The sequence below is a fragment of the Peptostreptococcus sp. MV1 genome (assembly GCF_000758885.1).
Classification (GTDB): domain Bacteria; phylum Bacillota; class Clostridia; order Peptostreptococcales; family Peptostreptococcaceae; genus Peptostreptococcus.
Genome location: NZ_JRNB01000096.1, coordinates 21,778 through 32,724 on the forward strand (window position 1 = coordinate 21,778; position 10,947 = coordinate 32,724).

General features: G+C 36.6%; 10 protein-coding genes. All 10 read right to left on the minus strand.

Going from position 1 to position 10,947, the window contains the following annotated elements; genetic code table 11:
* Window positions 1–65 precede the first annotated feature (65 nt).
* Window positions 66–1,772: a DNA topoisomerase 3 gene (locus HMPREF1639_RS07300; RefSeq protein ID WP_036764969.1), complete on the minus strand. Its 1,707-nt coding sequence runs from the start codon at window positions 1,770–1,772 to the stop codon at window positions 66–68.
* A gap of 98 nt (window positions 1,773–1,870) precedes the next feature.
* Window positions 1,871–4,060, minus strand: coding sequence for a CD1107 family mobile element protein (locus tag HMPREF1639_RS07305; RefSeq protein ID WP_020999709.1), 2,190 nt, complete (start codon window positions 4,058–4,060; stop codon window positions 1,871–1,873).
* Complete coding sequence (locus HMPREF1639_RS07310) at window positions 4,038–4,274, minus strand: hypothetical protein (protein WP_000711923.1); 237 nt, start codon at window positions 4,272–4,274, stop codon at window positions 4,038–4,040. Before HMPREF1639_RS07310 ends, HMPREF1639_RS07305 begins: the two co-directional genes overlap by 23 nt.
* A 12-nt stretch (window positions 4,275–4,286) precedes the next feature.
* Window positions 4,287–6,440, minus strand: a complete 2,154-nt coding sequence (locus tag HMPREF1639_RS07315) for a CHAP domain-containing protein (RefSeq protein WP_020999710.1) — start codon at window positions 6,438–6,440, stop codon at window positions 4,287–4,289.
* A gap of 4 nt (window positions 6,441–6,444) precedes the next feature.
* Window positions 6,445–8,874, minus strand: a complete 2,430-nt coding sequence (locus HMPREF1639_RS07320) for a VirB4-like conjugal transfer ATPase, CD1110 family (protein ID WP_036764977.1) — start codon at window positions 8,872–8,874, stop codon at window positions 6,445–6,447.
* On the minus strand, window positions 8,786–9,175 hold the full coding sequence (locus tag HMPREF1639_RS07325) for a PrgI family protein (RefSeq protein WP_000332197.1): 390 nt from the start codon (window positions 9,173–9,175) through the stop codon (window positions 8,786–8,788). The genes HMPREF1639_RS07320 and HMPREF1639_RS07325 overlap by 89 nt, the downstream gene beginning before the upstream one ends.
* A gap of 3 nt (window positions 9,176–9,178) precedes the next feature.
* Window positions 9,179–9,442 carry a hypothetical protein gene (locus HMPREF1639_RS07330; RefSeq protein WP_001042374.1) on the minus strand — a complete coding sequence of 88 codons (264 nt, stop codon included), beginning with the start codon at window positions 9,440–9,442 and terminating at the stop codon, window positions 9,179–9,181.
* Between the two features lie 17 nt (window positions 9,443–9,459).
* Window positions 9,460–10,323: a VirB6/TrbL-like conjugal transfer protein, CD1112 family gene (locus HMPREF1639_RS07335; protein ID WP_000466901.1), complete on the minus strand. Its 864-nt coding sequence runs from the start codon at window positions 10,321–10,323 to the stop codon at window positions 9,460–9,462.
* Between the two features lie 19 nt (window positions 10,324–10,342).
* Window positions 10,343–10,558, minus strand: coding sequence for a Maff2 family mobile element protein (locus HMPREF1639_RS07340; RefSeq protein ID WP_000394208.1), 216 nt, complete (start codon window positions 10,556–10,558; stop codon window positions 10,343–10,345).
* A gap of 3 nt (window positions 10,559–10,561) precedes the next feature.
* The gene (locus tag HMPREF1639_RS07345) at window positions 10,562–10,873 is read right to left on the minus strand and encodes a hypothetical protein (RefSeq protein WP_007894841.1); all 312 of its coding nucleotides are present in this window, start codon (window positions 10,871–10,873) and stop codon (window positions 10,562–10,564) included.
* Between the last annotated feature and the right edge of the window lie 74 nt (window positions 10,874–10,947).

The window sequence follows — 10,947 nt, forward strand, 5'->3', positions numbered from 1 at the left end:
TAAATTGATTATCTTATATTATAGCATTTTTATGGCATTTTTTCCATCTTGAAATAAGTGCCATCTTACTTGATATAAGTTGAAACTACTTCCTTTATCTCAGTTTCAATTGCCTCTAAAAAATTTTTCTTTGATGATTTTCCCTGTGCAATATCCGATAACTCCATTTCCCACTTTGCGGTTGTACCTGCTGATTTAAAAGTATCTGAGACAATCGTTACAAGACTGATTCCCTTATGTGTAGCAATAAGGTTTTTCTTATCTCTCTCAATAAATCCTTTGAAAATTAAGTTTTCAATAATCCCTGCTCTTGTTGCAGGTGTTCCAAGTCCTTTTCGCTCAACCTCTACTCCTTTTTCAAGTGCATCATTTCCTGCAAGCTCCATCGCCTTTAGGAGAAGATCTTCCGTAAAATGCTTAGCTGGTTGAGTGTATTTTTCTTTTATCTCTTTATCTTTAATATCAAGACTATAACCAATCTTTACATCCGGAAGCACTGTATCTTCATTTTTCTTTTTCGCATATTCGTTTAGGTATTTGGTAAAGCCATCATCTACAATCACCTTTCCACTACTTGTAAATTCAAATCCATCAAATTCAGCCACAATCTTCGTTGTATTCTCAATTAAAGGATAGCCTACACTTGCATGTAGCTTATTTAAAATAAGTTCATATACCTTCAATTCACTTTCCGGAAGAGAAGTTAAGTTCTCATTCATACTGCTTGCTGTCGGTATAATCGCATGATGGTCTGTAACCTTTTTAGAATTAAATACCGTCTTGATACGCTCTGTGTCAAAATCATTCTTTCCTAAAATGTTATTAACCGTACTTACAATCATATCTTCCGTAAGGCATCTGCTGTCTGTTCTTGGATAGGTAATCAGTTTTTTCTCATACAGACTTTGAGCATAATCAAGTGTCTGCTTAGCTGAGTATCCAAAATATTTATTGCACTCTCTTTGAAGCGTTGTCAGGTCAAATGGCAGCTCAGGTTTTGTTATCTTTTCCTTTTGAATAACATCGGTAATTTCTATCTTATCGCCTACTAAATTGATTAGCTGTTCAGCAGCAACCTCATCATCAATTCTATCTGTTGATAGTGTAAAGCCATTAAGGCTTAATTCCACTGTATTATATTTTTCTTTCTTAAAATTTGCTATCTCATCATCTCTATTTACAATCATGGCAAGGGTAGGTGTTTGAACTCTGCCCACACTGTAATTTTGCTTGTATAGACACGAATACAGTCTGCTTAAATTCATTCCCACAAGCCAATCTGCTATTGCTCTTGCTTGTGCAGACTCAAATAGATTATCGTAAGAACTTCCATCTTTTAGGTTATCAAAGCCCTCTTTTATGGCACTATCTTCCATTGATGAAATCCAAAGACGCTTCATTCTCTTTTTACAATTTGCCTGATTATATACAAGCCTGAAGATGGCTTCTCCTTCACGCCCTGCATCGCAGGCATTTATCACGATGTCTATATCCTTATCATTCATCAGCTTTTTAAGAATCGTAAATTGTTTCTTTGTGGACTTTGCAATCTCATACTTATATTCCTTTGGAATAATCGGTAAATCCGCCATATTCCACTTAGCATACTTTTCATCATAGCTTTCCGGATTTGCCATTTTAATTAAATGTCCAACACACCAGCTTACCTTATATCCGTTTCCTTCATAATATCCGTCTTTCTTTTTTGTAGCTCCAATCACTTTTGCAATAGAGATTGCAACACTTGGCTTTTCAGCAATTACAAGTTTCATATATATTTGTCCTCCTGTTTTTCAATATAAAAGGGCGAAAGATGTTACTCTCCCGCCCTGTCTTTTGCACCAAATATGAGATAGTTTTAGGTGCAAATCTACTCTACCTCATCATCTTCTTTATCTTCTATTTCTGCTTCACCTACTTCATTTTCACTTTCTTCCGCTTCTGAAAAGAAATCATCATCTTCCTCCTCAAAGCCTTCAAGCTCCTTATCTTCCTTTTTCTTAACGACCTTGAAATAATATCCTGCACCTAATGCTCCTGCTACTACAAGAATGAGAATTAAGTAGGTTCCCATATTGCTGCTTTCTTCTTTTTTTACTGGCTTAGGTTCTTCTTTTTCAGGTTCTTCCTTTGTAATTTCCTGTTTTGGAGCTTCTTTCTTTTCAACCATATTAAGAAGATCATCTTCAGATACTTCTGTTAGGAGCATGACATTTTCGCTATCCTCATCATGGTTAATGATTAAATGAAAAGTCTTACCATTTTTAGTTGTAAAGGTAACAAACTGTCTTGCATCCGCTGAATACATATCCGTTTCTCTCTTATCACTGCTATCTCCATGATGAATCGGATAATCCTTGTTCGCATTATCCTTATTTTCCGTAACAGTTCCTCGTGCCTTTGATGGAGCAGAAGCAACTCCTTTATTGGTATTTACATTCTTACTTGAACCATCCATAGAGGAATCCTGACTGCTGTTATTGGCAGGTTGTTTCGGTGTCAGCTTGTTGGGATAACGAATTTCCTTTTCTTTTTCATCGGTCTTACCAATATTTATGTCCTTTGTAATCTTTCCTGTATTATCCTGTGATAATGAGCCTTTACCCATATCACTTACAGATGTTTGAGGAAAGTTTCCTGTTTCTGTTTTAATTCCGGAGATAGGGCTGATTGGGGTTACAGTAGGATTATGCGTAACTGTAGCCTTGCCAACTTCATTCGTCTTTTTCTCAAGTTCCTTAATTTTCTCAGTCAGCTTGTCTATCTCCTTTTTCATATCCGCCGATAAGTCCTTATCGTCTTTGCCCTTCTCAAGTTTTTCCTTCAGTTTATCTATTTTTTCCTCAAGGTCTTTGATTTTCTCCTTTTGCTTATCGCTTAATTTATCCTTGTCCTTAATCTCCTGATTTAACTTATCAAGTTTTTCCTGAAGTTCCTTAGATTCTTTTTCCATTTTGGAAATGTCATCTTTGCTAAGCTCTGTTTGAGTTCCCTTATCTTCAGTTTTTGGCTTTTCTGTCTGCGTCTGAGCATTACTTTCTAACTTCTTTACAATTCGGATAATACTATCGCTTCCATCACCTTTTACTGTGTAGCTTATAAAATCGTCATTAAAGCTCATATTATCCGGAAGCATTTCAAGATCAGACGCATCAATCACTTGATTTTTGTCAAAGGAAGCTGAATACTCCTTATATACCTTTCCGTCCTGATATTGATATTTTACCTTTACTTCACTTTTTGTCTGACTTTCCTTCTCCTTGGTATCCTTATTGTCTGTTTGATCTGACGCATTCGCTACTCTCTTATATAAATCCTCTAAAGGTAATTCAAGGTAGGGTACGCCGGTATGAAATCTATTCCATGTTTCAATAATCAGCTTGTCCTTAACAATCTTAATTTCTTTTACATTGTTGATATTGGGATTTGCTTCTTTTACTCTGCCAATAATAGAATTCTTTGTTTCCTCTTTAAGCTCTCCCTCATAATCAACCGTTACTTTCTCAATATTTCTATTTAACTGTAGAACAGGGCAGGTATAGACAATGACATTTGCTTTCTTTCCTTTTACAGTTCGTTCTTCTGCATTTTCTGTAATATCTCCAATATAGTAATTATCTTTATCTCTTGGAGAAACGATACTTGTAAAAGCGCCTGTCCCTACATTATGAATTCGATAATATGGATAAGTTTTCTTTGTCATATATCTTAGATCATCTAACTGATTTTCTTTGTCCATATTCTCATTGGTAAAGGTTTCATTATACTTATCGACAACTACACCTCCCTTTTCTTCAAAGGATTTTGATAAGGAAAATTTAAAGTTCAATGGCTGACCTTCTTTATTTTCTTTTCCGACATAATAAAATCCTCTAAAGGTGTCATCTGAAGTATGATCCTCGAATTTCAGTTCATAATATGTTTCATATTTTTCAGGCGGTTCATTTGACGCAAATACTGTCTTTGCACCAACTTTTAACACCCCTAAAATTCCACCCATTAAGAGGGTAAAAGCTACAACAATGGCTGTAATTCTTTTATTTTTCAAACTGGTTTTCATTTGTTTTCTCCTTTTTCACTTCTGCTTTTTCTCTGTTTACTTTTGCCATTAAATCACTGATTGTAATGTTGTTCTTTCTGCAAATGGCAATAATTTCTTCGTTTTCAAGTTCTTCCTCACGAATGAACAAAGGCTCCAATTCTTCATCAATCAGAGCCTTTTTATCTTTTAATTTCTTTATTCTGTTTTTTACTGCTGTCAGTTCTTTTTTCAAATTGTGTCCTCCTTATCTGTTTACATTTGGCGGAAAGCCGAAGCCTACTGGATGATGCTGACAAAAAGATGCTATCCAATCATCTAAAGTTGTTACTCTGATTCGACCGATATTATCTATTACCTTGCCATCGCCTATATAAATGCCTACATGACCATAGGTAAGTCCTGCTGTACTTCCGCTGCTACTGCTTTCCACCGCTACAAGCATTCCCACCTTGAGTTTTGACCTGTCTGATGTAAAAGTATAGTTTCGGTACATATCGCAGGCATTTCCGCCAATATATCCAAGTCCTGCATTTTGATAGACCTGAGATACCCACATAGCACACCAGCCTGCACCCGGAGATGGCGTAATGTATGCAGCATTTACAATCTTCTTTTGAACTTCCGTAGAAGCCTCATACTCTTTTCCGCCTCCGATACCTCCATTGGAAGCAATAAGGTCGCTATTACCAAAGGCTTCTCCCATATTGCCTTGAGCAAGGAATAAGGCTTCATAGTGTTTCAGATTGTCAGGATAGTTTGCAAAAACCTTTCGGATAATGCTATCCATCTCTTTTTTATGAAGGGTTACAATCAGTTTCTTGTACTCGTAAGGTTCTTCATGGCTTTCGGTATATTCATTTCCATCTTCATCGGTATAGGTTTCTGTAACTGTCCTGTACCTGATTTCAATTTCTTCCTTATACTCAAGGTCATACATGGACTTAAAAAGCTCATTTAATACAGAGCTTACTTCTGATACATTCTTTACTTCTCCGCACCTTGATGTAATGTAGGATAAAAGCTCATGGACATTATGACCGATGTACTCTGTGTTATTTAGGATGTACTCGTCATATCCGGGATAATTTTCTTTGACATGATCAACCTCGTTTTGAAGCTCACTTTCCATAGCGGAAAAATTCTGATTGATTTCATTTAGGACATTTGGATTTGACAAATAGCTTGTTGTAAGAACAGAACTTGTGGAGTTAATAAAGCCTGTCATTCCCGTTCCTGCAAAGTTGATAAAGAAAGTTCCCAAAATAATAAGACCTATGAAAATAACCATAAGTCCCTTTGCTTTTCTTAATATAACTTCCTTTGAACTTTTAATACTACCGATAAGCCCTTCCTTAATGCGATCTCTAAGCCTTGACTTATTCTGCCTTTTAATGGAATCTTTCATCTGCTTTCGCTTCTGAAATCGCTTAAAGTTATTTGCTTTTTGATACTCCTGTGTCTTTTTTAGCTCCTCTTTGGCATCTCGAAATTCAAGTTTGGATTTTCGCTTTCTAATTTTATAATCCTTATTTGTAAGATCATATCCTTTTTTTGCTCTTTTCTTATCCGAATAATTCTTAATGCCATGAATGAGCTTTGAGCTTGTATCGGCTGTTTTTTCTCCTGCCTCTACCCCTTGATTTTCATCACTTCCATGTGATAAGTAATCTCTTACGGTTTCACTTCCTTTAGCAAGTCCTGATAAAGCGGACACCTTAGAAGCCTTATCCCTAAAAGTTCTTTCCTGTTCTTTAGAAAGCCTGTTTTTCTTTTCTCTATCAAGAATGGCTTCTTTTCTGCTTTTTTTATTGTCAGCCTTTTCCTCTTTGGCTTCTTTGTCCTTTTTTCTGGTATAGAGCTTATCGGAATAGTTTTTTCTCTTATAATTTTTCTTTTGAGCCTTTTGCTTATTTACTGGATTTCCGCTAATCTCATCTTTTTTTAATGCATCTACATCATAGGTTGACTCAAAATAGTCGCTGTCCCTAAAGTCGTTGTCATATCTGTCTATAATCCCATCATTGTCAAGGTCTTTTCCTAAAGGATCATAGATTTTTCCATCTTTAACCTCAGTATCATAATCCGCTTTCCCAATTTCTTTTTGACTTACACCTTCTGTTTCAGTTACAGAAGCTACGCTATCCTTATCGGAAGCTCTATACCTTGCATTTCTTTTAGAAGTTTTTCCGTTTAATTCAGTTTCTGCACTTCTCTTACTGACCTTTTCATGAACCTTATCTTGAAATCTGTCTTTGTCATGGACAATTTTCCCTCTGTAATCATCATTATGCTTTAGTTTATTTTCTTCAGGCTCTATGCTGCCATTACTTTGCAGCCTTTCCTTTTCAATCCTTGCACTTTGCCTTTCCTTAAAGTCCCTTTTCAGTTTCTTTCCCATAAGCCTACCTCACTTCTTCAGGCTTAGTTGTCATCTTCTGATAAAGGATTGTGTCTTTCGGGAACTTATCAAGGAAAGGAACAATGGTATTTCCAAAAAACAAAAGTCCTTCTCCTGCATTGGAATTGGTTACATATCTTAGCTGTGGCTGTGAGATTTTAAGTTTCCTTGCTAAAATTTCTCTATCGCCTGAAGCCTGATTAAGCATTAAGACAAAGTCCGTATTATCAAAGATATTTTCTATCTCCTTACTCATCAGTAGGTCTTTGACATTCTGTGTAATGCCTGTCGGGATTCCTCCCCACTTACGAAATCTTTTCCAAATCTCTACGGAATAGGAAGCTGTCTGCTCGTCTTTTAAAAGTAAGTGAAACTCGTCGATATAGTATCTTGTAGCCTTATTTCCTCTGTTTTGCGATACTTTGTTCCACACCTGATCCTGAATAACAAGCATTCCAATTTTTTTAAGCTGCGAGCCTAACTCCTTAATGTCAAAACAAAGAAGCTGCTTATTTAAGTCCACATTGGACTGATGGTTAAATACATTAAGAGAGCCTGTTACATAAATTTCCATTTCCGTTGCCAGTTTTTTGCCGACTTTTTCTTCCTGATTTTTTAACATATCATACAGGTTTTGAAGAATAGGCATATTACAAGGCTTTGGATTTTCAAAATACTTTTCATAAATCTTAGGTAGGCATCTATCTATAACCGACTTTTCTTCTGCTGTAAGTCCACTACCACCAACTACTAATTCAAGCATCGACATAATGAAGTTTGCTTTATCTTTCAGTGGTGCATCCCCATCGCCATAGTTCATATTGATGTCAAGGGGATTTAGATAGTCTTTTGACTTACTGCTGACCTTTATGACTTCTCCTTTAAACTGACGCACAAGGTTTCCGTACTCACCTTCCGGATCGCAGATAATCACATCATCATCGGTTGTAAGAATGGCATTTGCCATTTCTCTCTTTGCACTAAAGGACTTACCACTTCCCGGAGTTCCGAGAATTAGACCGTTTGGGTTTTTCAATTTCTTTCTATCTGCCATAATCAGGTTATGGCTTAGGGCATTTAGTCCATAATACAAACTGTTCGCCGAATTTATGAAAAGCTCCTCTGTGGTAAAAGGCATAAATACTGCCGTAGATGATGAGGTTAGTCCTCTGTCAATTTCAATCTTATTTACCCCAAGAGGAAGTACACTGATTAAGCCCTGCTCTTGGGAATGGTCAAGCCTTTTTAACTTGCAATTATGCTTATTGGCAATAGAGCTGATTTGAGAAATGGTATTGTCCAGCTTTTGGATTGTCCTTGCAAAGTTCATAAAGATAATGGTTACAACAAACATTCTTTCATCTCTTGTCTGAAGGTCTTTTAAAAGACTTTTTACATCTTCTCCATAGGTAATTAAATCACTTGGAAGAATGTCCATATCATATCCCGACCTTACAGCCTTTTTGTTTTCCTCAATCTTCATCTTGTCAATATCGGTATTTTTTCTTTTAACCATCTTGATGGCTTCCGATTGTTCGATTGCCTTGATATGAAAAGAGATATTGATGTTATCGTCTATATCCAAAAACTCTGCAAGCATACGGTCGGAAAGCTCACTTGCAAGGATTTGAAAATGACTTGCCGCTCCGATAAACTTTCCAAACTTAAAATACCTTGACGGTGTAAAGTTAAATTCATCAGGCACAATATATGTCTTGGTACTTTCCTTTTTCTTTAAGTCTTTATATGAAAATTCAAAGGTCTTATTCGGATTTAAAACATCATGAAGTATCTTTAGTCTTTCCTCTCCGTTCAAGCTTTCTGCTCTTACTCCCATACTTTTAAGACTTGATAATATATCTATCTCCAGTCTTTCAAGTTTTGATGTTGCCTGCTCTAAATTATCCGCTTCCACCGTAAAGGTTACATACTTTGATTTTTTCAGTCCGTTATTTCCCTTTACAATCTGACTCTTGAGCATTTCTCGAAACTCAAGGCGTATATCGTCAAACCCGTCCTTTTTATCCGGTATTTGAATGGCTGATTTCATTTCTTCGTTTCTACCAAGCTGATTGATATATGAAAATTCGATGCTGATACTTGGATCAAAAGAATTAAGAAAGTTTGCAAACTGATTAAAAATCAAATCCCTATCTTCTTCTAAGGCAAGCTGATAGTTTATATCCTCAAAAGCGATACTCTTATTAAAATGCTTTTCATCAATCTGACATATCCCACTTTTTAAAAGTCTAAGGTAGGGAATGGTATCTTCAACTGTGTATCTTTTCGGCTCTTTCCTAAAGATAAGGTCAAGTAATCCGCCCCTATCTTTTTTAGACTTCCCCTTATTTTGCTTTAAGTCCTGTTTTTGACTTCTTAACTTCTTTTGGTTTTGTTCTAACTTTAGCTGCTGAATCTTTCTTTTGTCTTTCAAGGTAAACCTCCTTTCTCACTCTTTTTTGTGGCTGATAAAATTTATGAAGGTAAATATACTTAAAGTATTTCTCAAAGCTAAGTCCGTCCTTTTCAAAAAGAGTGATGAAAAATATGGGAAGTGTGGACACAATGAGAAAGATAACTGCTATATCATTTGGAACTACCTTTCGCATAAATAAATAGATTGGTATTCCAATCAGTCCTGCAATCGTAAAACCGATAAGCTGTCTTTTCGTCAGGTTGAATGCTACCTTTGTTTTTACCTTCTTTAAGTCTTTTGGGATAGGTACATACGCCATAACTTACCTCCCATCTTCTTTACCCTTTGAAAGCTCCTCTATATGCTCATATACGGAGCCGATTTCTTCCTGAATACTTGCAATCTGTTCATTTGTACTTCTGTTATATCTTTCCTGCATTAGACAAAAATCATTGTGGCAGCGACCGATGGCTTTTGTTCTTTCTTCCAAATCCTCCACTTTGCTGTGAAGCCTGATTCTATCCATTACTGCCAAAATACCTGTTCCAACTGCTACTGCTATCAATACTGTTTTTCTTTTGTTCATCATATATTTCCTTTCTTTTAGTGTGCATTTAATACGCTTTTGGCCAGTGTTCCGCTCTTTAGCATCATTAACCCCAGCAAAACCGCATATCCAAGTATCGTAAAGGTACTTGTGTGTATATCTGTTATCTGTATTGTCTTAACTAATACTGCGTATATTCCAAGACAAACCATTAAAAAGAGTCCTTGTAAGCCTATGGCAAATAAGCCTTTGATATAGTTTGTTCCGATTTGTCCCCACTCTTTGTTTCCCATTGTGGCAAAAGGAATGGCTGAAACGGATGAGTAAACATAAATCTCAAACATTCTGCCGTATACCACAAGCATAATCACAATGGAAATGACCTGTATTGCCACCTTTATGAGCGAGGTTTCAAAGAGTATCATGACAAGCTCTCCAAGACCTTTATCTTTTAAGCCTTCTACCATCGTTACAATCTGATCTCCAGAGATAACGGCAGAGGTGTTAATTACCCCTGCCGCTTTATTTACCATATGCTGTGCCACATCAAAGACTGCCATAGAAAACTGAAAAGCGTGAGACACTAACCATACGGCAATCCACATCTTTATGATGTACTTGAAAAATTCAAAGGTATCCGTATCGTGCATATTGTTCTTTTGCATAACCATATTGATAAGCTCGATACAAAGGACTGCCGTTATGATTAGCCCTGCAATGGGGATAATGACAGAGTCGTTAATGCTTTTGATAAAACTAAAAACCTGTCCGTTCCACCCCATCGGTGTCTTTCCCACATCCGTTGCAATCGCACCAACTTTATCGTTGATGTCAAGAAACATGGACTCTAAGTTTGCTTGGATACCGCCCAGTAGAAGATCTTTGAAAAACTCCTCTATCTTGTCGAATATCCCAAACATTTAATTTCTCCTTTTCTTCTTACTTGAGTACATTTGCAAGAAGCGGAATCAGCTTTAATCCGATAAGGACAATGCCGCCTCCTGCCATAAGCTGCTTAATGCCCTGAGATTTTGCACCCGGATTGTCATTACCATAACCTTCCATCAGGTTAATAACGCCCCATGCTCCAAGTCCTGCACCTACTGCCATAACTAAAATCTTTAATACATTTACTGCCTGTGTAAAAAATTCCATAATTTATTCCTCCTCGTTTTCTTCTTTCTTTTCAATCTTGTTGTATGACTTCACAACAAAGTTTTTGTAAGTCTTTCCGTCTTTTTCACGCTTCTTGAAGTAACCAAAGATATGAATCAAATCGCCCTTTTCAAAGACTTTTGCTTTCTCCGCTTTTTCTCCATAAGCGGCACAGTTGATATATTCCTTGCCTTTCCCATACTTTTTTACAAGCGTAAAGTTTACAACTTCAACAGCTTCTCCCTCTTTGTCAAAACTCGAAAAAGTTGGTTCTGCCAATAAATTGGCATTGATGTTAATCATTTCTTGCTTCATTAAAAATTTCTCCTTTTCTTTTCAATCGAGTAGGGAGGACTTTCTCCTCCCTCTCACACCACGGAGCGTGCCGT